The 19,915-nt window shown below is 65.6% G+C and carries 18 protein-coding genes; 9 read left to right on the top strand and 9 right to left on the bottom strand.

Annotated elements, in window-relative coordinates; translation table 11 throughout:
* Positions 1-47: 47 nt before the first annotated feature.
* The gene (locus TQ98_RS23585) at positions 48-1,061 is read right to left on the bottom strand and encodes a PAS domain S-box protein (RefSeq protein ID WP_044873955.1); all 1,014 of its coding nucleotides are present in this window, start codon (positions 1,059-1,061) and stop codon (positions 48-50) included.
* A gap of 214 nt (positions 1,062-1,275) precedes the next feature.
* Entirely contained in the window at positions 1,276-2,292 is a 1,017-nt protein-coding gene (locus tag TQ98_RS23580; RefSeq protein ID WP_044873956.1) for a zinc-binding alcohol dehydrogenase family protein, read from the bottom strand.
* Positions 2,293-2,392: 100 nt separating this feature from the next.
* On the opposite strand from TQ98_RS23580, the gene TQ98_RS23575 reads away from it, so the two are divergent.
* The 5 genes from TQ98_RS23575 (at position 2,393) to TQ98_RS23555 (ending at position 7,799) form a co-directional block, all read left to right on the top strand.
* Positions 2,393-3,307 carry a LysR family transcriptional regulator gene (locus TQ98_RS23575; protein ID WP_044873957.1) on the top strand — a complete coding sequence of 305 codons (915 nt, stop codon included), beginning with the start codon at positions 2,393-2,395 and terminating at the stop codon, positions 3,305-3,307.
* A gap of 159 nt (positions 3,308-3,466) precedes the next feature.
* Positions 3,467-6,007, top strand: a complete 2,541-nt coding sequence (locus tag TQ98_RS23570) for a PAS domain S-box protein (protein WP_052659226.1) — start codon at positions 3,467-3,469, stop codon at positions 6,005-6,007.
* A 120-nt stretch (positions 6,008-6,127) separates the two neighbouring features.
* Positions 6,128-6,394, top strand: coding sequence for a PepSY domain-containing protein (locus TQ98_RS23565; RefSeq protein WP_044873958.1), 267 nt, complete (start codon positions 6,128-6,130; stop codon positions 6,392-6,394).
* Positions 6,395-6,397: 3 nt separating this feature from the next.
* Positions 6,398-6,931, top strand: coding sequence for a cytochrome b/b6 domain-containing protein (locus TQ98_RS23560; protein ID WP_044873959.1), 534 nt, complete (start codon positions 6,398-6,400; stop codon positions 6,929-6,931).
* A 214-nt stretch (positions 6,932-7,145) separates the two neighbouring features.
* The gene (locus TQ98_RS23555; RefSeq protein WP_044873960.1) at positions 7,146-7,799 is read left to right on the top strand and encodes a 7-cyano-7-deazaguanine/7-aminomethyl-7-deazaguanine transporter; all 654 of its coding nucleotides are present in this window, start codon (positions 7,146-7,148) and stop codon (positions 7,797-7,799) included.
* A gap of 48 nt (positions 7,800-7,847) precedes the next feature.
* Here TQ98_RS23555 and TQ98_RS23550 read toward each other — a convergent pair whose 3' ends face one another.
* From TQ98_RS23550 to TQ98_RS23535, 4 genes are all read right to left on the bottom strand, one after another.
* Positions 7,848-8,798: an adenosine deaminase gene (locus TQ98_RS23550; protein ID WP_044873961.1), complete on the bottom strand. Its 951-nt coding sequence runs from the start codon at positions 8,796-8,798 to the stop codon at positions 7,848-7,850.
* A 616-nt stretch (positions 8,799-9,414) separates the two neighbouring features.
* Positions 9,415-9,999: a YigZ family protein gene (locus TQ98_RS23545; RefSeq protein ID WP_044873962.1), complete on the bottom strand. Its 585-nt coding sequence runs from the start codon at positions 9,997-9,999 to the stop codon at positions 9,415-9,417.
* The gene (locus TQ98_RS23540) at positions 9,999-10,667 is read right to left on the bottom strand and encodes a TetR/AcrR family transcriptional regulator (RefSeq protein WP_044873963.1); all 669 of its coding nucleotides are present in this window, start codon (positions 10,665-10,667) and stop codon (positions 9,999-10,001) included. The genes TQ98_RS23545 and TQ98_RS23540 overlap by 1 nt, the downstream gene beginning before the upstream one ends.
* A 271-nt stretch (positions 10,668-10,938) precedes the next feature.
* Positions 10,939-11,859: a LysR family transcriptional regulator gene (locus TQ98_RS23535; protein ID WP_044873964.1), complete on the bottom strand. Its 921-nt coding sequence runs from the start codon at positions 11,857-11,859 to the stop codon at positions 10,939-10,941.
* Between the two features lie 120 nt (positions 11,860-11,979).
* On the opposite strand from TQ98_RS23535, the gene TQ98_RS23530 reads away from it, so the two are divergent.
* The 3 genes from TQ98_RS23530 to TQ98_RS23520 all read left to right on the top strand — a co-directional run bounded on the left by TQ98_RS23530 (position 11,980) and on the right by TQ98_RS23520 (position 15,298).
* Positions 11,980-13,326 (top strand): aspartate aminotransferase family protein, encoded by a 1,347-nt coding sequence (locus TQ98_RS23530; protein ID WP_044873965.1) that lies wholly within the window; start codon positions 11,980-11,982, stop codon positions 13,324-13,326.
* Positions 13,326-13,613: a cupin domain-containing protein gene (locus TQ98_RS23525; RefSeq protein ID WP_044873966.1), complete on the top strand. Its 288-nt coding sequence runs from the start codon at positions 13,326-13,328 to the stop codon at positions 13,611-13,613. The genes TQ98_RS23530 and TQ98_RS23525 overlap by 1 nt, the downstream gene beginning before the upstream one ends.
* A 188-nt stretch (positions 13,614-13,801) precedes the next feature.
* A complete protein-coding gene (locus tag TQ98_RS23520) occupies positions 13,802-15,298 on the top strand; it encodes a CoA-acylating methylmalonate-semialdehyde dehydrogenase (protein ID WP_044873967.1) in 1,497 nt (498 codons plus the stop codon).
* 110 nt (positions 15,299-15,408) lie between these two features.
* Here TQ98_RS23520 and TQ98_RS23515 read toward each other — a convergent pair whose 3' ends face one another.
* The 3 genes from TQ98_RS23515 to TQ98_RS23505 form a co-directional block, all read right to left on the bottom strand.
* Positions 15,409-15,885 carry a transposase gene (locus TQ98_RS23515; RefSeq protein ID WP_242443220.1) on the bottom strand — a complete coding sequence of 159 codons (477 nt, stop codon included), beginning with the start codon at positions 15,883-15,885 and terminating at the stop codon, positions 15,409-15,411.
* The gene (locus TQ98_RS28190; protein WP_242443219.1) at positions 15,770-16,459 is read right to left on the bottom strand and encodes a Bro-N domain-containing protein; all 690 of its coding nucleotides are present in this window, start codon (positions 16,457-16,459) and stop codon (positions 15,770-15,772) included. Before TQ98_RS28190 ends, TQ98_RS23515 begins: the two co-directional genes overlap by 116 nt.
* A 435-nt stretch (positions 16,460-16,894) precedes the next feature.
* Positions 16,895-18,184, bottom strand: coding sequence for an FAD-binding oxidoreductase (locus tag TQ98_RS23505; protein WP_044873970.1), 1,290 nt, complete (start codon positions 18,182-18,184; stop codon positions 16,895-16,897).
* Between the two features lie 324 nt (positions 18,185-18,508).
* On the opposite strand from TQ98_RS23505, the gene TQ98_RS23500 reads away from it, so the two are divergent.
* Positions 18,509-19,906, top strand: coding sequence for a VOC family protein (locus TQ98_RS23500; protein WP_044873971.1), 1,398 nt, complete (start codon positions 18,509-18,511; stop codon positions 19,904-19,906).
* Positions 19,907-19,915 lie beyond the last annotated feature (9 nt).

Raw genomic sequence — 19,915 nt, 5'->3', positions numbered from 1 at the left:
AAAATGACCTGAATCAAGCAGCCGACTGATGGTCGCCGCCGCTCGTCTCAGCCTTGCTCGTCGCCCGTCGACTGGCCTTGCGCGGCGCGCTGGTTGAGGCGTTCGAGCAACGCCTGGTAACGATTTTCGCTCAGCCGGAGAGCGTCCCGGGCGTACTTCAGGGCGCTGAAATCGATGTCCACGCAGTAGAGCTCCAGCTGGTTGTGCAGGTTGCGCAAGAGCAGGTGGCTGGAGAACACCGTCACCGGGCTGCCGTCGCGGCGCTGCAGGGTCAGCTCGCTGGCGGGAATGGCCGAACCACCGATCAGCCAGTTATTGATGTCGGCGATCACCTGGTCACGCATGGCCGGCGGAACGATCAGCTCCTCCAGGTAGCGCCCCATGGCCTGATCGACGCTGTAGCCGTAGAGCTGTTCGCTGGCGCGGTTCCAGTAGATCACCCGGCGGTTGCGGTCATAGCCCTGCACGGCGATTCGCGGGGTCTGCTCGAACAGCTGGCGGAAGCGCTGTTCACTCGCCCGCAGCGCCTCCTCGTCGCGCTTCTGCGCGCTGATGTCCTGCACGGTGCCGATGGCGTGGCCATCGGCCTGCGCCTCGCCCCGCAGGGCCAGCCAGACCGGCTGTCGTTCGCTGGGCAGGTTCAGGCGAGCGTTCACCGACAGGACGGTGCCACGGAAGAAGAGCATTTCCAGACCGCGTTGGACGCCGTTGCGGTCCGCCGGGTGGAGGCGGTTCAGCAGGCCATCGAGGCTGTCTTCCTCGCCGCAGTCGAGAATGCGCTGGGCGCCCGGGCTCCAGATGAAGCCCAGGTCGTACTCCCAGTTGCCCAGGGTGGCGTCCCGCTGGGCCTGTTCCAGTTGCAGGCTGGTGCGCCGCAGGCCCTGGCGCAGGCGCTCCCGGCCAAGGCGGTGGCGGCGTTCGAGGAAGAAGATCAGGACTGTGCTCAGCACAATCAGCCCGAGCGCGCTCACGGGCCCTGCGCCCCAGGCCAGGAGCCAGGCGCCCGCGCACAGCAGGTAGAGGCCGGCCCGGATGGCGGGCCGGGCGAGGTTGGGATGCATCCTGGACCCCAGCGAATCAGAAGCGGTAGCAATGCGGCGCGGCCGGCCGCTGGCAGAACCCCAAGAAGTCTAGCGCTCTTCGCACGAGCGTACCGGACCGTTCGCCCGGCCATCGGCTCGTCGGTCAGGGAGGAGGGGGACAGATTCGCGCCTTGTGGCTCCGTCCCTGTGGGGGCGATTTCAATCGCTGAGCAGGCCGCAGTCCTGCCCGCAGTCAGGCAAACCCTTCCAGCACAATCTTGCCCCTGGCCTTGCCGCTTTCCAGCAGGGCATGGGCGCGGCGCAGGTTGGTGGCGTTGATGCTGCCGAAGTGCTCGCCCATTGTGGTCTTCAGCACGCCGGCATCGATCAGCTGGCTGACCCGCTCCAGCAGACGGTGCTGTTCGAGGATGTCCGGGGTCTGGAAGGTCGAGCGGGTGAACATGGACTCCCAGTTCAGGGACAGACTCTTGCGCTTGAGTTTGGTCGCGTCGAACTGCACCGGGTCGTCGATTAGGCCGAAGCGGCCCTGGGGCGCCAGGGCTTCCACCAGTTGGTCCAGATGCCGGTCGGTCTGGGTCAGGCTGGCGACGTGGGTGACGCTGGCAAGGCCCGCGCGGCGCAGTTCCTCGGCCAGCGGCTTGCTGTGATCCAGCACGTGGTGAGCGCCCAGTTCCCGCACCCAGGCCCGGGTTTCCGGGCGCGAGGCGGTGCCGATCACGGTCAGGCCGGTGAGCTGGCGGGCCAGCTGCACCAGGATCGAACCCACCCCGCCGGCAGCCCCCACCACCAGCAGGCTCTGCCCCAGGTCGGCCTTGCCTTCGGCAATCTGCAGGCGGTCGAACAGCAGTTCCCAGGCGGTGATGGAGGTCAGCGGCAGGGCTGCGGCCTGGGCGAAGTCCAGGCTCTTGGGCATAGGCCCGACGATGCGCTCGTCCACCCGGTGGAACTCGGCATTGCCGCCCGCGCGGGTCAGGTCGCCGGCGTAGAACACCCGGTCGCCCGGTTGGAACAGGGTCACCTCACTGCCCACGGCCTTGACCACACCGGCCACGTCCCAGCCCAGCACCCGGGGCTGCCCGGCTTCCGGGGCAGCGTTGCGGCGCACCTTGGTGTCCACCGGGTTCACCGAAATGGCGCGGACTTCCACCAGCAGGTCGCGGGGGCCCGGCTGGGGTTCCGGTAGCAGGATGTCCTGCAGGGACTCGGGATTGTCGATGGGCAGGTTCTGGAAATAGGCAACGGCTTTCATCGGGATTCTCCGCCAGGGGATTGATGGGACGCATGGTCGGTTATTTCGCTGGCGAGAAAAATCGGCTAGAAAACGACAGTCTTTCAAAGGAATTTTGAAAATGCTGCGCCTCGACGACCTCACCCTGTTCGTCAACACCGCCGACCACGGCAGCCTCTCGGCGGCTGCGCGCAAACTGGAAGTCTCGCCGGCTGTGGCCAGTGCCGCCCTCAAGCGCCTGGAGCAGCAATTGGAAACCCGCCTTTTCGTGCGTTCTACCCGCAGCCTGCGCCTGACCCCCGAGGGCGAACAGTTCCTCGCCCACGCGCGCGGTGCCCTGGCCAGCCTGGAGGAGGGCCAGCGGAAACTGGCCCGCGGTCGCGAAGACATCGCCGGGGTCCTGCAACTGTCGGCCCCCTCGGACTTCGGCCGCAATGTGTTGCTGCCCTGGCTCGACGAATTCCAGCGCGAGCACCCGCGCCTCAGCCTGCGCCTGCACCTCAGTGACCAGGTCGCCGACCTCTATCGCCAGGCCGTGGACATCGCCATCCGCTACGGCGAGCCGGAGGACTCCAGCCTGGTGGCCTTGCCGCTGGCCGCCACCAACCGCCGGGTGCTCTGCGGCTCTCCGGACTACTTCGCCCGTCATGGCCGGCCGCGTCAGCCGGAGGACCTGGCCGGACACAACTGCCTGCTCTACCAACTGGGTGGCCGCGTCCATGACCGCTGGAGCTTTATCGAAGGCCGCCGGGAGCGGGTGGTGAGCGTGTCCGGCAACCGCGTCTGCGACGATGCCGACGTGGTCCGGCGCTGGGCCTTGTCCGGGCTCGGCCTGATCTACAAGTCCTGGCTGGACGTGGCCGGCGACGTCCAGTCCGGGCGGCTGGAACTGGCCTTGCCGCAGTACCTGGGTCAGGCCACGCCGCTCAACCTGATCTGCGCCCACCGTGCCCAGTTGAGCAAGCCGGTGCGCCTGCTTCGCGAATTCGTTCAGGCGCGCTGCAGCCTGCAGCTCGTCGGCGCGCCCTGGAGCTGAGTGTCGGTCGCGGCAATGTCGGCGTCAGATCGTCGAATTGCCTGGGCCCGAGGTTCCGCTATCGTCTGGATAAGCCGTGGCCTGCGTGGAGATACCCGTGGCTGAACCGCGTCCGACCTGCCTGAACCCTGCCGGGCCCCGCCCTGGGGAGCCCCGCTGATGCCCCGCATCCGCGAGCCGAGCGCTTTCCTGCCGACCCTGCTGCTGGTCTTTTTCAGCTACCTGCTGCTGGCCGTGGGTGCCATCTGGCTATCGCGCCAGCCCGGCAGCATCGCCACCCTCTGGTACGCCAACGCTTTTACCGTCGCCCTGCTCTGGGACCAGCCGCTGCGGCGCTGGGTGCCTTACCTGACGGCGGCCATGCTGGCGGACCTGGTGGCCAATCTGGCGTTCGGCGATGGCCTGCTCCTGGCCGCGAGCTTCCTACCGCCCAACCTGCTGGAAGTGAGCCTGGCGGCTGCACTGCTGCGGGTCAGCGGCGCCGGTCCGCGCATGAGCGAGGGGCCTGGCGCCTTCCTCCAGTTCATCTTCTTCGGCGCGCTGCTGCCGCCACTGGTCGGGGCCAGCCTGGGGGCGAGCATCCTGGCCTGGCAGGGGCTGGAGTCCTTCGAGCGTGGCTGGATGTACTGGGTCGAGGGCTCCATGCTCGGCGCCGTGGCGGCGATGCCCCTGGCGGTCTGGGTGCGGCAGCATGGCTGGTGGGAACTCTGGGGCGAGCGTCGCCGCCGGGAAATGCTGCTCTATGGCGGGGTGGTGCTGCTGGGCACGCCCTTCGCGCTGCTGCTGTTGCCGTTCCCCTTCGTCTATCTGTCCCTGCCGCTGATGTTCGCCTCGGCGCGCCTGAACTTCGCCAGCACCGCACTGCTGGTGGCCGTCGCCTCGGTGAGCGGCGGCCTGATCATCGCCCTCGGCCTGCTCGATACCCCGAGCCCGGGGGAGGGCTGGCGCGACCTGCTGATCTACCTGCCGCTGTTGCTGGCCTTGCTCCCGGCCCTGCTGCTGGCGTCTGCCGTCGAACAGCTGCGCCGGCGCCGCCACGAACTGGTGGCCAGCGAAACCCGCTTCCGCGATGCCATGGATCATTCCGCGATTGGCATGGCGCTGGTGGGGCTGGATGGCCGTTGGCAACGGGTCAACCACGCGCTCTGCGACATGCTGGGGTACAGCGAAGATGAACTCGCCACCCTCAGCTTCCAGGACGTCACCCATCCCGATGACCTCGCCGGCGACCTGGAACTGGTCCGTGAAATCCTCGCCGGGCGGCGCCACAGCTATCGCCTGGAGAAGCGCTACCTGCACAGGAGCGGCCGGGAAATCTGGGGCCTGTTGGCGGTATCCCTGGTTCGCGACCATGAAGGCGAGCCGCTTTATTTCATCGCGCAGATCGAGGACATCGACCGCCGCAAGCGCGCCGAAGAGCGCGAGGCGGTGCTGGCTCGGCGCTATTCGGCGGCCACTGAGGCCAGTGGCGTCGGCGTCTGGGAGTGGGACCTGGCCAGCGACCGCCTGCTCTGGGACGAAGGCATGTACCGCCTGTATGGCAGCAGCGTGGGCGAGGGCGAGCTGACCTACGCGGACTGGCAGGCTCACCTGCATCCGGACGACGCCGTTCGCGCCGAGCGCGAACTCCAGGCTGCGCGAGAAAGCGGCCGCCTGGACGTCGAGTTCCGCATCCTCCGCGCCGACGGCAACCAGCGGGTGATCAAGGGCCGCGCCCGGCTGGTCCGCGATGCCGATGGCAAGCCCTTGCGCATGGTCGGCACCAACTGGGACGTGAGCGAGCTACGGCAACTGGCGGAGCGCCTGCGGGACGAGCGCGAGCGGTTGCAGGTGACCCTCGACGCCATCGGTGACGGCGTCATCACCACCGACCTGGAGGGCCGGGTCAGCTTCCTCAATCCGGTGGCTGAACGCCTGAGCGGCTGGAGCAGCGGCGAGGCACAGGGCCTGCCCATCGAACAGGTGCTGTTGCTGGAAGGGGAGGATGGCCGGCTGGTGCCCAACCCGGTGCGCGACTGCCTGGCGCAGGGCTCCACCGCCAGCCTTCAGGGGCTGTCTTCGCTCCGTCATCCGGCCGGCGGCATCATCGCCCTGCGCGGCCAGGCGGCGCCCATGCGTGGGGGGGACGGAACGCTGCTGGGCAGCGTGCTGGTGCTCACCGATGTCAGCGAGGCGCGGGCGATGCAGAAGCACCTGCGCTACGCCGCTACCCATGATGCCCTGACCGGCCTGCTCAACCGTCCGGCGTTCGAGGACGCCCTCAACGAAAGCTGCCGAAACGTGCAGCAGAACGGCGGTCACAGCGTGCTCTGCTTCATCGACCTGGACCGCTTCAAGCAGGTCAACGACAGCGCCGGCCATGCCGCCGGCGACGAACTGCTGCGCCAGCTTGCCAGGCTGATGCAGGCCCAGGTCCGTGCGGGCGACCAGTTGGCCCGCCTCGGCGGGGACGAGTTCGCGCTGATCCTGCGCAGCTGCCCGCTGCCTCAGGCGGAGTTGCTGGCGGCCCGGCTGATCGCCCAGATCCAGGACCTGGTGCTGAGGTGGGAGGGGCAGCAATTCCGCGTCGGCGCCAGTATCGGCATGGCCTGCATCCACAGCGAAAACGCCCAGCCCGCCGAGCTGCTGAAACAGGCGGATACAGCTTGCTACCGCGCAAAGCACGCAGGGCGCGGGCAATTCGCTGTAGAACATCGCTGAGCCCGGCACATCACGATATGACAGCCCTCGGAGGCTGGCCTAAGCTCCTTCCACATGGCAGTGAATGAGAAAACGTTGCATTGCCCCTTGCTATTTCAAGTACGAATAGAGGTCGACACCATGCGTAAGCTCCTGCTTCTTTCCCTGGCCCTCGTCAGCCCGCTGACCTTCGCCAAGACCGAATGCACCACCGCTGACAAGGCTCAGTGGCAAGACCAGGCCAAGTTCCAGGAAAACCTCAAGACCCAGGGTTACGACATCAAGAAATTCAAGGTCACCGCCGGCAACTGCTACGAGATCTATGGCTGGGACAAGGACAAGCGCAAGGTCGAGATCTACTTCAACCCGGTGGACGGCCAGGTGGTGAAGCAGGAGATCGAGGAGTAAGGCGTGGCTGCTGACTCCGTTCGCCTCTGGGACCCGGTGGTCCGGATCGGTCACTGGTCCCTGGTGGCCGCCTTCATCGGCGACTACTTCCTCAACGAGGCGGGCGACGGCTGGCACCGCTGGCTCGGCTACTACGCCGTGACGGTGGTGCTGGTTCGCCTGGTCTGGGGCTTCGTCGGCTCCGGACCTGCGCGCTGGGCGGACTTCTGGCCGCACCCGGCTCGCCTGGTCGCCCACGCCAAGGCATTGCTGACCGGCGGGCACATGCACCGCCTGGGGCATTCGCCGCTGGGCGGGCTGGTGATGATCCTCATGCTCGTGCTGATGCTGGGGCTGGGCGTCACCGGCTTCCTGATGGAAGAAGTCGACTACTTCTGGGGCGAGGACCTGCCTCGGGAGATTCACGTCTTCATGGCCGACAGCCTGTTCTGGCTGGCCTGCCTGCACGTCCTGGCTGCGCTGGTGGAAAGCGTGCGCATGCGCGAAAACCTGCCCTGGTCCATGGTGACCGGACGGCGCAAGGTGAACCACGAATGAGGGCCGCGATGCGGCCCTTTTCGTTTTTCTGTCCCATGAGATTGCGCAAACCGTAGCCCGGATGCCGCCGTTGATGGGTATCGCGGGGCCTGATCACGCATTGAACCGGAAGCTTTTCCTGACACCTGGGTCAAGTTAGAATGCGCGCCGTCGTTGGCCGGGGGGCCGCGACATGGGTTCCCTCACCCCATCGGCAAAAAGGATGCAAATCACCATGCCCGCTGCACTGCCTTCGATCTGGCGCCCGGCGCTGACCGGTCTGATCGTCTTCCACATCCTCATCATCATCGCCAGCAACTACCTGGTGCAGTTGCCCATGACCCTGTTCGGCTGGCAGACCACCTGGGGTGCGTTCAGCTTTCCGTTCATCTTCCTGGCCACCGACCTGACCGTGCGCCTGATGGGCAAGGCGGCGGCGCGGCGGGTCATCGCGCGGGTCATGCTGCCGGCCCTGGCGGCGTCCTACGTGGTCTCGGTGCTGTTCCAGGACGCGGCCTTCCAGGGCATCAACGCCCTTGGCGAGTTCAACCTGTTCGTCGCGCGCATCTCCCTGGCCAGCTTCCTCGCCTATGTGCTGGGCCAGGTGCTGGATATCCAGGTGTTCGATCGCCTGCGGCAGATGCGCCAGTGGTGGATCGCCCCGGTCGCCTCGACCATCGCCGGCAACCTGCTGGACACCTTCACCTTCTTCTCCGTGGCGTTCTGGCACAGCGACAACCCCTTCATGGCCGCCAACTGGGTTGAGATCGCCACCGTGGACTACGGCGTGAAGCTGGCAGTCAGCCTGCTGCTGTTCGTGCCGCTGTATGGCGTGCTGCTCGGCGGCATCCTGCGGTTGCTGACACCGCGCCCGGCACCCTCCCTGTAGGAGCGAATGAATTCGCTCCTACAGAATCCGTCCGCAGCGGGTCCTTCCTTACTTCACCAACCGCGCATCCAGGCTGTTCTGCGCCAGGCGCCTGGCCTGGTCTTCGGTCATGCCCAGGTGCTCGTGCAGGGCGGCGAAGTTCTCGGTGACATAGCCGCCGAAATAGGCCGGATCGTCGGAGTTCACCGTCACTTTCACGCCACACTCCAACATGTCGAGGATGTTGTGCTGGCGCATGTGGTCGAACACGCAGAGCTTGATGTTGGACAGCGGGCAGACGGTCAGCGGGATCTGCTCGTCGATGATGCGCTGCATCAGGCGCTCGTCCTCGATGGCGCGCACGCCGTGGTCGATGCGCTCGATCTTCAGCAGGTCGAGGGCTTCCCAGATGTATTCCGGCGGACCTTCCTCGCCGGCGTGGGCGACGGTGAGGAAGCCCTCGGCACGGGCGCGGTCGAAGACGCGCTGGAACTTGCTCGGCGGATGGCCTTTTTCTGAGCTATCGAGGCCGACGGCGATGAAGGCATCACGGAAGGGCAGGGCTTGGTCCAGGGTCTTCTGCGCTTCGTCCTCGGAGAGGTGGCGCAGGAAGCTGAGGATCAGTCCGGAGCTGATGCCCAGTTCCTCGCGGCCATCGTCGAGGGCCTGGCGGATGCCGGACAGCACCACCTCGAAGGGGATGCCCCGGTCGGTGTGGGTCTGCGGGTCGAAGAAGGGCTCGGTGTGGATCACGTTCTGCGCCTTGCAGCGCTCCAGGTAGGCCCAGGTCAGGTCGTAGAAATCCTGCTCGGTGCGCAGCACGCCGGCGCCCTGGTAGTAGAGGTCGAGGAATTCCTGCAGGTTGTTGAAGGCGTAGGCGCGGCGCAGCGTCTCAACATCGGCCCAGGGCAGGGCCACCTTGTTGCGCTCGGCCAGGGCGAACAGCAGCTCGGGCTCCAGCGAGCCTTCCAGATGCAGGTGCAGTTCGGCCTTGGGCAGGGCATTCAGCCATTCGTACATGGTGGTTTCTCGTCATCAGGCAAAGTCGTCGGAAAGTTTAACTGTCAGGACAGGAATTCGCTGGCGCAACAGGCGCCCAATGCGGGGGCAGGGGTGAAGATTCCCCGTCGGGGTATTTGGTCGTTTTTTGATCGCCTGCCTGAAAGCTGCGCCGGCTCTGGCCCGCAGCGGAAGCCCCCAAGCTTATCCACAGCCTTTTCCCCACTGGACGTGGACAACGGCGACCGCATAGCGCCGGTGGCCAAGGTCCATTGCACCGCTGCGGTGCGCGCGGAAAGCACCGAAAAACAAGTGCTTATCTTTGGGGCAGGGGAAAAGTCAGCAACTGCGCAAAAAGCGAACAATTCTCGCTAAGCCGCGCCACAGCAGCTTTCCAGCGAGGAGCCCACGAGTTATCCACAGCAGGCTCCACAGAAAATGTGGGTGGGTCAAAGGCGGTGTGGATTGATGGTTGTAGGGGCGATTTCAATCGCCAAGCAGTCCGAAGGGCTGCCAATCGGGCTCTGGGGCTGCTGCGCAGCCCTTGGCGAATGAATTCGCCCCCACAGGAAGCACCAGTCGTAGCGTGAGCCGCGCGCACCAGCGGTCCCGTGCAACAGTTTCGGTGCGCGCGCGATCAGAGTCTTTTCACCCCGAGCCGTCCCCGGCTGATATCCCGCAGCAAGCGCTCCAGCCCGGCGATCTGCCCATCCGGCAGGGCCAGCACCAATTCGGCGCCTTCGGCGTCGAAGCTTTCGCTTTCCAGCAGCGCCTCGAACTCGCCCAGGCGGGCTTTCAGCAGGGGCAGCTCTGCAAAGCCCGGATGGCAGCTGATGCGGCTGCGGGCCACCAGCTCCACCCGCTCGCCGCCCTGCAGGCACTTGGCGGCGCTCCCGCCGTAGGCACGGGCGAGGCCGCCGGTGCCGAGCTGGATGCCCCCGTAATAGCGGATGACCAGCACGGCGACCTGGTCGCAATCCTGGCCCTCGATGGCGGCGAGCATGGGACGGCCGGCGGTGCCGCCGGGTTCGCCGTCGTCGCTGAAACGGTACTGGTTGCCCAGTTTCCAGGCCCAGCAGTTGTGGGAGGCAGCGGGGTCGGACAGGCGGGCGATGAAGGCCTGCGCCTCCGCCACGCTGGTGACGGGCGCGGCGTGGGCGATGAAGCGGCTTTTCTTGATTTCCTCGCGGTACTCGGCGGGAGCGGACAGCGTGTACGGCATCAGACAGTCGCGGGGGGCGTCAGGCCGCAGCCCTTGAGGATGATCTGGATGAGGTTCTGGGTGGCCGCTTCGAAATCTTCCTTGGTCAGGCGCTTGCGGCCGGTGACGCGGCAGATCTGGGTATTGAAGTCGGCATAGTGCTGGGTGCTGCCCCAGAGCAGGAAGATCAGGTTCACCGGGTCTACCGGGTCCATTTTGCCGGCGGCGATCCAGGCTTCGAACACCCCGGCGCGGCCCTTGAACCAGGCGCGGTAGTCCTGATCGAAGTGGGCCTCCAGGCAGCTGCCGCCGCTGATGATCTCCATGGCGAAGAGCTTCGAGGCCAGCGGGTAGCGGCGGGAGAATTCCATCTTGGCGCGGATGTAGCGGGCCAGGGCCTCGGCCGGGTCGTCCTCGGCGGTGAGGGCGTTGAAGGTGCTGTCCCAGAGTTCCAGGTGGTTGCTCAGGACTGCAATGTACAGCCCCAGCTTGTTGCTGAAGTAGTAATGCAGGTTGGCCTTGGGCAGCCCGGCGCGCAGGGCGATGGTGTTCATGCTGGTGCCTTTGAAACCGTGGCGGGCGAACTCTTCCTCAGCGGCGGCGAGGATCAGCTCTTCATTCTTCTGACGGATGCGGCCGGCGGGTTTCGCGGGAGGAGTCGGGCTGTGGGCGGGCACCAGCGAGGTCATAGGCTTCCTGATTCTTATAGGGAGATGGCGACTGCACAGATACCCCAGCTCGGCCTGTCCGACAAGCCAAAACTGTTGCGTCGGTCAGGTTATCCACGGATTTATCGGAGCTGCACCGAAATGGGGCTGAAATGCAGCCCTATGGCCGCTTCCCGAGCCGCGCGGGCACGCCCTGCCGTAGGGTGGATCACGCTTCACCGATCCTCCATTGGCGTGGGGACGGGCTCCGATGGTGGATATGAAAAGCGATATCCACCCTACAAGAGAAGGTTCAGGTCGTCGCCGCCAGTGCCTCCAGGAAGCTCTCCAGCACCAGGTGCGGCCGGCGCCCCTTGCGGGTCACCGTGGACAGCGACAGGTCATAGAAGCGGCTTGCCGGCTTCAGCGCCCGTAGCCGTCCCTGCTGTACCCAGAACGTGGCGTAGTGGTCCGGCAGGTAGCCGATGTAGCGTCCGGTGAGGATGAGAAAGGCCATGCCCTCGCGGTCCGAAGCGCTCGCCGTGCAGTTGAGCACCTGGTACTGGGCCTGGATCTCCGCCGGCAGGCGGAAGGTGGGGGCGATGGCATCCTGCTGGTTCAGGCGCTCGTCGCTGAGCTGGGCATCGTCCGCGTAGAACAGCGGGTGGCCGACCGCGCAGTAGAGCAGCGAACGCTCGTCGTACAGCGGTTGGTACTCCAGGCCGGAGAGGGCCGCGGTCTGGGGCACCACGCCGACGTGCAGGCGGCCGTCGAGCACCCCTTGCTCCACCTCGCTGGGGGGCGTCATCCGGATATTGATCTGCACGTCCGGCCCACGCTCCTTCAGGCGCGACAGGGCGTGGGTGATGCGCATGTGGGGCAGGGTCACCAGGTTGTCGGTCAGGCCGATGTTCAGCTCACCGCGCAGGTGCTGGTGCAGGCCGTTGACCTCGGTGCGGAAGGTTTCCAGCGAGGCCAGCAGTTGCATGGACGATTGGTACACCTCGCGGCCTTCCTCGGTCAGGGCGAAACCGGCGCGGCCGCGTTGGCACAGGCGCAGGCCGAGGCGTTGCTCCAGGTCGCTCATCTGCTGGCTGATGGCCGAGCGGCCGATGCCCAGCACGCTCTCGGCGGCGGAGAAACCGCCACATTCCACCACGCTGCGGAAGATGCGGAGCAGGCGGATATCGAAATCGCTGACCTGCGCCAGCGGCTCGGGGCGGCGGGTACTCATGGTTTAGTGGCCTCTAACCTAAAGATTTGAAAAGTTGGATTTTAGTGACTTTATGCCCGTGGCAATGTCGACAGCAAGCAGCCCGTCGTTCCTCAGAACAAGACACCTTCGAGGCCATACATGAACATGCCGCAGAACGCCCAACTCCCCCTGGCCAGCCAGCTCAAGCTGGACGCCCACTGGATGCCCTTCTCCGCCAACCGCAACTTCCAGCGCGACCCGCGTTTCATCGTGGGCGCCGAAGGCAGCTGGCTGATCGATGAGCACGGCCGTCGCGTGTACGACAGCCTCTCCGGCCTGTGGACCTGCGGTGCCGGTCATTCGCGCAAGGAAATCCAGGAGGCCGTCGCCAAGCAACTCGGCACCCTCGACTACTCCCCGGCCTTCCAGTACGGCCACCCGCTGTCCTTCCAGCTGGCCGAGAAAATCACCAGCCTGACGCCCGATGGCCTGGACCATGTGTTCTTCACCGGCTCCGGCTCCGAGAGCGCTGACACCTCCATCAAGATGGCCCGCGCCTACTGGCGCCTGAAAGGCCAGCCGCAGAAGACCAAGCTGATCGGCCGCGCCCGTGGCTACCACGGCGTGAACGTCGCCGGCACCGCCCTGGGCGGCATCGGCGGCAACCGCAAGATGTTCGGCCAGCTGATGGACGTCGACCACCTGCCCCACACCCTGCAACCGGGCCTGGCCTTCACCAAGGGCATGGCCGAGACCGGCGGCGTGGAGCTGGCCAACGAACTGCTGAAGCTGATCGAGCTGCACGACGCCTCCAACATCGCCGCCGTGATCGTCGAGCCGATGTCCGGTTCCGCCGGCGTGCTGGTACCGCCGGTGGGCTACCTGCAGCGTCTGCGCGAAATCTGCGACCAGCACAACATCCTGCTGATCTTCGACGAAGTGATCACCGCCTTCGGCCGCATGGGCACGCTGACCGGCGCCGAGTACTTCGGCGTGACCCCGGACCTGATGAACGTGGCCAAGCAAGTCACCAACGGCGCCATCCCCATGGGCGCGGTGATCGCCAGCCGCGAGATCTACCAGACCTTCATGAACCAGGCGACGCCCGAATACGCCGTCGAGTTCACCCACGGCTACACCTACTCCGCGCACCCGGTCGCCTGCGCCGCCGGCCTCGCCGCCCTGGACCTGCTGGAGAAGGACAACCTGGTGCAGCAATCCGCCGAACTGGCCCCACACTTCGAGAAGGCCATCCACGGCCTGAAGGGCGCCAAGCACGTCATCGACATCCGCAACTGCGGCCTGGCCGGTGCCCTGCAGATCGCCCCGCGTGATGGCGACGCCATCGTCCGTCCGTTCGAGGCCGGCATGGCCCTGTGGAAGGCTGGCTTCTATGTCCGCTTCGGTGGCGACACCCTGCAGTTCGGCCCGACCTTCAACGCCAAGCCGGAAGAACTGGACCGCCTGTTCGACGCCGTCGGCCAGGCCCTGCAAGGCGTAGCCTGATGACCCAGCGCCCGCAGGCCGTGCCCACCGTGCAAGTGGACAACGACGAAGTGATCGTCACCGAGTGGCGCTTCGCCCCCGGTGCCGAAACCGGCCGCCACCGCCACGGTTACGACTACGTGGTGGTGCCGATGACCAACGGCACCCTGCTGCTGGAAACCCCGGAGGGCGACAAGTTCGCCCCCCTGGTGGCCGGGCAGAGCTACTTCCGCAAGGCCGGCGTCGAGCACAACGTGATCAACGCCAGCGACCACGAAGTGGTCTTCGTGGAAACCGAATTGAAATAGCGCACGGACAACCCCCTCTCCCTCTGGGGCGAATGGACACGCTGTTGGAAGCATTGCTTCCAGTGTCCATGAGCGACTGAACGCGCAGCGTTCAGGCAGGGGCGCAGAGCGGGGCCGGGGTGAGGGAAACATCCGCCCCTCGGACCATCCGGCGCCACCAGACAAAAGCCCTATAAGAGACCCCACCCATGAGCCTCATCCCGCACCTGATCAACGGCGAACGCATCGCTGACCAAGGCCGTACCGCCGCCGTGTTCAACCCGTCCACCGGCGAGTCCAGCCGTCAGGTGGGCCTGGCCAGCCGCGCCACCCTTCAGCAGGCCATCGACGCCGCCAAGGCCGCTTTCCCGGCCTGGCGCAACACCCCGCCGGCCAAGCGCGCCCAGGTGCTGTTCCGCTTCAAGCAACTGCTGGAGCAGAACGAGGCGACCATCTCCCAGCTGATCGCCGAAGAGCACGGCAAGACCCTGGAAGACGCCGCCGGTGAACTCAAGCGCGGCATCGAGAACGTCGAGTACGCCTGCGCCGCCCCGGAAATCCTCAAGGGCGAATACACCCGCAACGTCGGCCCGAACATCGACGCCTGGAGCGACTTCCAGCCGCTCGGCGTGGTCGCCGGCATCACCCCGTTCAACTTCCCGGCCATGGTGCCGCTGTGGATGTACCCGCTGGCCATCGCCTGCGGCAACACCTTCATTCTCAAGCCGTCCGAGCGCGACCCGAGCTCCACCCTGCTGATCGCCGAACTGTTCCATCAGGCCGGCCTGCCCAAGGGCGTGCTGAACGTGGTCAACGGTGACAAGGAAGCGGTGGATGCGCTGATCGAAGCGCCGGAAGTCAAAGCCATCAGCTTCGTCGGCTCGACCCCGATCGCCGAGTACATCTACACCGAAGGCGCCAAGCGCGGTAAGCGCGTGCAGGCCCTGGGCGGCGCGAAGAACCATGCGGTGCTGATGCCCGACGCCGACCTCGACAACGCCGTCAGCGCGCTGATGGGTGCCGCCTACGGCTCCTGCGGCGAGCGCTGCATGGCTATCTCGGTGGCCGTGTGCGTCGGCGATCAGATCGCCGATGCGCTGGTCGACAAGCTCGTCCCGCAGATCCAGGGCCTGAAGATCGGTGCCGGCACCCAGTGCGGCCTGGACATGGGCCCGCTGGTCACCGCCGCCGCCCGCGACAAGGTGGTCGGCTACATCGACGACGGCGTTGCCGCCGGTGCCAAGCTGGTGGTGGACGGCCGCGGCTACCGCGTCGCCGGCCATGAAGACGGCTACTTCGTCGGTGGCACCCTGTTCGACCACGTCACCGCCGACATGCGCATCTACCAGGAAGAAATCTTCGGCCCGGTGCTCTGCATCGTCCGCGTCGGCAGCCTGGAAGACGCCATGCAGCTGATCAACGACCACGAGTACGGCAACGGCACCTGCATCTTCACCCGAGACGGCGAAGCCGCCCGCCTGTTCTGCGACGAGATCGAAGTGGGCATGGTCGGCGTCAACGTGCCGCTGCCGGTCCCGGTGAGCTACCACAGCTTCGGCGGCTGGAAGCGCTCGCTGTTCGGCGACCTGCACGCCTACGGCCCGGACGGCGTGCGCTTCTACACCCGCCGCAAGGCCATCACCCAGCGCTGGCCGCAGCGCGCCAGCCACGAGGCGGCCCAGTTCGCCTTCCCCAGCAACGGCTGAGTGATGCGTTGAACGAAAAAGCCCGGCATTCGCCGGGCTTTTTCATTTGATGGGTTTCGCGGGTACAGGGAGGGTACTTCGTAGGATGGCGTAGAGCGAAGCGAAACCCATCACCGTTCCCCTGCACCTAGGCTCAGGTCATCCCCATTTCCCGCCCAATCCACCGGCAAGATTCCCGCTTTCACATACCGGTGAAACGACGACCACGGCCAATCGGCCACCCGCTCCACATGCCCATGCTTGCGCGGGTTGTGATGGATGTAATCCACATGCCGGGCGAAGTCGTCATCGTCGCGAATGCGATGTTCCCAGAAGCGCCGTTGCCAGATGCCGCGTTCGCCTTTGCTCAACCGGCTGGATAATCGGGTTTCGCACGACGGCAATGCGCGGGAAAACCCACTCTTTATCTGGCGCCAACGCAGGGCGTAGTTCGCATCGCCCGGCGGTAGGGTGCACAAAGCGTGCAGATGGTCAGGAAGGACGACGATGGCGTCGATGCTCCAGGGATGGCGCGTCATGCAGGCACGGAAGCTGGCGCGGAGCAGGTCGATGCGTTCGGTGAGCAGACGACTTCCACGGTCGGCCAGGTTGAGGGTGAAGAACCAGGCTGCGCCTGGCGTGTGGTCGCGGCGGTAGTTGGTCATTGAGTGGCGTCCTTGCTGGCGATTGATGGGTTTCGCAAGCTCTACCCATCCTACGAAAGGGGCTTCTCAGCCGTGTCGAGGCGTGGCGTCCGACGTGTACGCAGCACGTCGTAGGATGGCGTAGAGCGAAGCGAAACCCATCGTCGTTCACGCGCCCATGTAACGCGGCACCTGCGCCCTGCCACTCCAACAACATCAACCTCTGCGATTGCCAGCTCAGCATCACCCGGCGGGGATGGAAGTAGTCCTCGGCATGCTGGTCGCGCAGGGTGGGGATGACTTCGCGGGTGAGCCATTCATCCAGCTGCTGGCATTCGGGATGGCCGAAACGGATCAGGGCCTTGTAGAGGCCGGCTTCGTTGATGACGTCGATGATTTCTTCGCTGCCGGTGGCATAGCCGAAACGAATGCGGCGGGTTTCATGGGGCTTGAGGCGGCGGGGCAGGGCCTGCGGATGGTTCAGGCCGAGCAGGCGGGCGAAGTCGTAGGCGGAGAACCAGGGCTGGTTGTCGATCATCACGCCGCGCAGTGGGCGGTTGTGGCGGGTGAAGAAGGTGGGGGTGTATGCGTCATGCATGGTGTTTCTCCGTTTGCTGGTTAGTCGCTCTTCCCTCGTCGTCATTAGAAGGGCGGAGGATCGCGTGGGGTTGACGAACCGGGCAAACGGAGCCGGCAGACCTTGTGGGTCTCCCCACGCGATCCGCCATTAAATGATGCAGTCCAGAGAACCACATGCGAGCCGGTGCCTACCAGAAACGTCCGCCGTTTCTCGTATGCGCCGTAAGCGCTATCGCGCCATTTGCTTCAGGTCGTCAAACCCGGTCGCGGGATTGACCGCGACCGGGGCACGTTAGGGATGCATAAGCGCGCGAACAAGACCCGGAAATGGGTTTGGGAAATTTCCGCGTCTTGCGCGGAATGATGGGTGGAGCGAAGCGATACCCATCAAGATTCAACGGTTCAACCGCTTGGCATCGAACGCATCACGCGCCTGGAACGCGGTGTAGGTCATCTGCGCGGCGAGCATTCCAGCGAGGCCGAAGGTGCGGGTCAGGCCGAATTTCTTGAAGCCGGCGGGGATTGGCGTGGCCTTGGCGATGGCGTCTGCCAGGACTTCGCCGGCCACGGTGGTGGGCGCCATGCCGTGGCCGCCGAAACCGACGGCGTGCCAGATGCCGTCGTCGTCCTGGCCGATCTGGGCCATCTGGTGGCGGCCGTAGCTCATCAGCCCGCCCCAGGAGTACTGGATGTCCACGTCTTCCAGTTGGGGATAAACAGAGACCAGGTCCGCCTTGAGCAGGCCGGCGATGGCTTCCGGGCCGCGGTCGAGGATGGAGATCCGGCCGCCCCAGAGAATCCGGCTGTCCTGCAGCGGCCGGTAGTAGTCGAAGGCAAAGCGCGTGTCGTAGACCGCCGATTCGCAGTTGATGGCGTCCTTCAGGCGATCGCCCAGGGGCTCGGTGGCTACCACATAGGTGGCGATGGGCAGCACTGCGCGTTCCACCGGGCGGTACAGGCCGCGCGCGTAGCCGCCGCCGGAGAACACCACGTGTTCGGCATGCACTTCACCGCCTTCGGTCTGCACCACGTATTTGCCCTGGCGTTTCTCGATGGCCAGCGCGGGGGATTGTTCGAAGATTTTCACCCCAAGATCGGTGACGGTGCGTGCCACGCCGCAGACGTACTTGAGCGGGTGGAAGTGGAAGGCGTTGCGCTCCAGCAGGCCGCCGAAATAGCGCTCGGTCTTCAGTTGCTCCTTCAGTTGGCCGGCCGGGACGTATTCCCAGTTCACGCCGTAGGCCTCCTTCATCAGCTGGCGCGGGGTTTCCAGCCGGGCCGGATCGTTGAACCAGTTGGCGAGGATCACGCCCTTGTCCACCAGGTCGCAGTCGATGCCGTAGTGCTGGACGCGCTGGCGGATCAGGCCGACTGCATCGAGGGTCAGTTGGTACAGGCGGCGTGCTTCCTGCGCGCCGAGGCTGGCGAGCAGGTCGGAATTGCCCAGGCTGTAGCCGCCGAAGACGAAGCCGCCGTTACGCCCCGAGGCGCCGTGGCCGATACGGTGGGACTCCAGCACCACCACATCGGTGACACCGCGTTCGGCCAGGCCGAGGGCCGTGGAGAGGCCGGCCAGGCCGCCGCCGAGGATGCACACGCGGGTATCGGTGCGGCCGGATTGCGTCGGGTAGGACGGTTGCTCGACCGTGGCTTCGTAGTAGGTCTTGAGGAAATGGGTGTTCATCAGTCGATCCTGTCGATGGTGTCCTCGAACCCGGCGGGCAGGACTCATCCGTCTAGTGCTAGCTGAACGACTGTTTAGCGGGTCCGGGAGGGTCAGGACAACCGAAATATCCTCTGAATGTCATTCCACAACGGAATGTCGCGCGGGCAGGCCCCGTCAGACTCGCCCTTTTTGTGGGGCGACTTCATTCCCTGGAGGAATCAAGTGCAGAAGATATGTCGTTTGTCGACGCCGCCGAAGCCGAGCAGAATCGCCTCCAGGCTGGCGCCACCCATGGCCCGCCCAAATCCGTTGATTCGTTGATCCAAGGGAGTTCGCAGCACCATGACCAAGCAGGGGTTCGTAAGCCCGGACGACATTCGCGCGCGGTTTTCCAGCGCCATGTCCGACCTGTACAAAACAGAAGTTCCCCTTTACGGCACCCTGTTGCAGCTGGTTGCGGACATCAACGACAAGGTCATGGCCGAGGCCCCTGACGTCGCGGAACACCTGCGGCGGACCGGCGAAATCCAGCGGCTGTCCATGGAGCGCCACGGCGCGATCCGGGTGGGCACGGCCGACGAGCTTTCCACCATTCGCCGCCTGTTCGCCGTGATGGGCATGCAGCCGGTGGGTTACTACGACCTTGGCAGCGCGGGCGTGCCGGTCCATTCCACCGCTTTCCGCGCGGTTCACGAGGATGCACTGCAGGTCAGCCCGTTCCGCGTGTTCACCTCGCTGCTCCGCCTGGAACTGATCGACAACGCCGAACTGCGCGAACTGGCCGCACGCATCCTGGCCAAGCGCGACATCTTCACCGCGCGTGCCCGCGAGCTGATCGCCCAGTTCGAGCGCGATGGCGGGCTGAACAGCGAGGACGCCGACGCGTTCGTGAAGGAAGCCCTGGAAACCTTCCGCTGGCACACCGAGGCGACGGTGACCGCCGAGGAATACCAGCAACTGCACGACCAGCACCGTCTGATCGCCGATGTGGTGGCATTCAAGGGCCCGCACATCAATCACCTGACGCCGCGAACCCTGGATATCGACCAGATTCAGGACGGCATGCCGCAGCGGGGCATCACCCCGAAGGCAGTGGTGGAAGGTCCGCCGCGCCGGAAATGCCCGATCCTGTTGCGCCAGACCAGTTTCAAGGCGCTGCAGGAGAAGGTCGCCTTCGTGGGGCAGCAGGGCCCGCTGGGCAGTCACACCGCCCGCTTCGGTGAGATCGAGCAGCGCGGTGCAGCCCTGACGCCCAAGGGCCGTGCCCTGTACGACACCTTGCTGGACATGGCGCGCGCGGCGCTGAAGGAACTCCCCAACGAGCGCAATGCCGAGCGCTACGGCGAGCTGCTGGAGAATTGCTTCCGTGATTTCCCCGACAGCCTTGAGGAAATGCGCAGCCAGGGCCTGGCGTACTTCCGCTACTTCGTGACGGAGAAAGGCATCGCGGCGCGCAGCGACGTGGTCCGCCCCCGCGATCTGGAAAGCCTGATCCAGGCGGGTCATGTGCGCTTCGAGCCGCTGGTCTACGAGGACTTCCTGCCGGTCAGCGCGGCTGGAATCTTCCAGTCGAACCTTGGCGACAACGCCCAATCCCGCTACGGGATCAGCTCAAGTCAGGCCGAATTCCATGTCGCCCTGGGCGCTTCGGTGCTGGATGAGCTGCAGCTGTATGCCGACACCCAGCGCCGCTCGGTGCTGGAATGCTCGGAAATCCTGGACCTGCCACCGCTGGTCTAGGGCGCGTCG

Source organism: Pseudomonas sp. LFM046 (assembly GCF_000949385.2).
In the GTDB taxonomy this organism is placed as follows: Bacteria; Pseudomonadota; Gammaproteobacteria; order Pseudomonadales; family Pseudomonadaceae; genus Metapseudomonas.
This window is presented reverse-complemented; position numbering and strand designations above follow the sequence as displayed.